The sequence below is a fragment of the Wolbachia endosymbiont of Drosophila seguyi genome, assembly GCF_028981765.1.
Lineage (GTDB): Bacteria > Pseudomonadota > Alphaproteobacteria > Rickettsiales > Anaplasmataceae > Wolbachia > Wolbachia pipientis.
In genome coordinates, this window is sequence record NZ_JAPQLM010000008.1 from 1 (window position 1) to 2,179 (window position 2,179).

A 2,179-nucleotide genomic window follows, 5' to 3' on the forward strand; every position below is an offset into this window, starting at 1 on the left:
CTAGCTATGAGTAGGGTTATGTTAAAGAGGGAATATGCTTGAATTTACTAGTTTCCGGACAACCTCTAAGTCTTAATTTGTCTACTAAAGATAAAATAAAAGAAGATCGCGAAAGCTTTTTAACGCTGGAAAATTTATTGAAATTTGATTGGAAAGTAGCAATAGGAGATAAAAAACTAAGCGTTACAGAATTTAAAAAATTGCTAAAAGATTCCCGAGGGCTTGTGCGAATAGTCGATCAGTACGTCCTTTTGGATGACAAAGAGGTAGAAGCTTTATTAAAAAAACTTGATAAATTGCCTGATTATTTAAGTCAAGCAGAGCTTATGTAAGCTGCTCTAACAGGAGAAGTAAATGAAACTAAAGTAGCATTTGACCAGCAGCTTACAAGCTTATTTAATAAACTTAATACTTACACACCTGTTACTACACCAAATAATCTAATAGCACAACTACGCCCATATCAAGAACGTGGATTTAGTTGGCTTGTACAGAACATAGAAAACGGGTTTGGTAGCATAATTGCTGATGATATGGGTCTTGGTAAAACATTACAGGTTATAGCAGCTATTCTGTGTGCAAAAATACAGGGTTTTTGGATCGGGACAGAGTCTTGGTAGTAGCTCCCACAAGCATATTAAGTAATTGGCAACGAGAGATGGAACGTTTTGCACCAGAATTAAAGCTTTTCGTCTATCACGGACAAAATCGAGAATTGGCAAGTGATTATGATGTAGCTCTAACATCCTATGGTCTTGCACGTCGTGATAAAAAAGAACTTAATAAAATTCGCTGGTTTTTGCTCGTGATTGATGAAGCACAAAATATAAAAAATCCTAATACCGAACAAACCAAGGCAATTAAAACTATTGCAGCAAAACATAAGATAGCTATGAGTGGTACGCCTGTTGAGAATAGGTTGCTTGAGTATTGGAGCATTTTTGACTTTATCAACAAATCTTATCTTGGTACTCCTAAGCAGTTTAAAAGCAGCTTTGCAACACCGATTGAAAAAGCAAGAGATAAAACTTGTCTAGAAAGGTTTATGAAAATCACTAGCCCTTTTATGTTACGTAGGCTTAAGAGTGATAAAAGCATTATTCAGGATTTACCAGATAAAATTGAGAACAATCGTTATTGTTCCCTCACTTCAGAGCAAACAGCGCTTTATCAAAAGGTTGTTGATACAACTATGGAGAAGATAGAAAAAAGTGAAGGGATTGAACGTAAGGGACTAATCTTTAAACTTATCAATGCTTTAAAGCAAATTTGTAACCATCCATCACAGTTTGGCAAGAAAAAGCGTGCGAGTATTGAACAATCCGGTAAAATGCAGATGCTTGAGGAAATATTGATTAGTATTGGTGAAGTTGCAGAAAAATCATTGATATTTACTCAATACACTGAAATGGGTGAGATTATAGCTAGGCTACTTGAAGAAAGGTTTGAATCAGAAGTGCCATTTTTACATGGAGGACTTTCTAGAAAAGCACGTGATACAATGATTAATGACTTTCAAAACTTATTCCAGTCCAACATTCTTATAGTGTCTTTAAAAGCTGGTGGAACAGGGCTTAATTTAACAGCGGCAAACCATGTAATACATTACGATTTATGGTGGAATCCAGCAGTGGAAGCACAAGCAACAGATCGGGCCTATCGTATCGGGCAAGAACGTAATGTCATGGTGTACAGGCTACTTTCAACAGGTACATTTGAAGAGCGTATTGATGAGATGATTCAAAGCAAGAAGGAATTAGCAAACCTAACTATAAGTAGTGGCGAGAGTTGGATTACAGAATTTAACAACGATCAATTAAGAGATTTAGTTAATATAAAAAATGCACTATAATATAGCTGAGTTATTTAATGTAAAGAACCAGCTAACTACCGCTAATAGTTCAAAATAGAGACAAAGATTTATATTTCGTACTTTATGTCTCATTGGTAGGCAAAAAGCCTGTAATTACGTTTTAAAGTGATTCCACTTTAAACTGTACCCTTTAGCACCTGTAATGCCCTTTAAAATTTGAATAAAAAGCATCTTTAATAATTCTATTCATGAACCAAAAAGTAATTGCCGTTTTCAGAAACTTTTCATTTTTACAGATGGCTTGAAAAGATTATCATTAATAGGTAGGCCAAACTCCTCCAAAGAAAAAAGTTTTTAATTTTTTCA

3 protein-coding genes are annotated in these 2,179 nt (G+C 34.8%); all 3 read left to right on the forward strand.

Going from position 1 to position 2,179, the window contains the following annotated elements:
* Nucleotides 1–38: 38 nt before the first annotated feature.
* Nucleotides 39–332, forward strand: coding sequence for an SNF2 helicase-associated domain-containing protein (locus OZD62_RS00120; RefSeq protein WP_275019162.1), 294 nt, complete (start codon nucleotides 39–41; stop codon nucleotides 330–332).
* Between the two features lie 186 nt (nucleotides 333–518).
* Nucleotides 519–620 (forward strand): SNF2-related protein, encoded by a 102-nt coding sequence (locus tag OZD62_RS06080; RefSeq protein WP_338063126.1) that lies wholly within the window; start codon nucleotides 519–521, stop codon nucleotides 618–620.
* Entirely contained in the window at nucleotides 575–1,852 is a 1,278-nt protein-coding gene (locus OZD62_RS00125) for a DEAD/DEAH box helicase (protein WP_275019163.1), read from the forward strand. Before OZD62_RS06080 ends, OZD62_RS00125 begins: the two co-directional genes overlap by 46 nt.
* Nucleotides 1,853–2,179 lie beyond the last annotated feature (327 nt).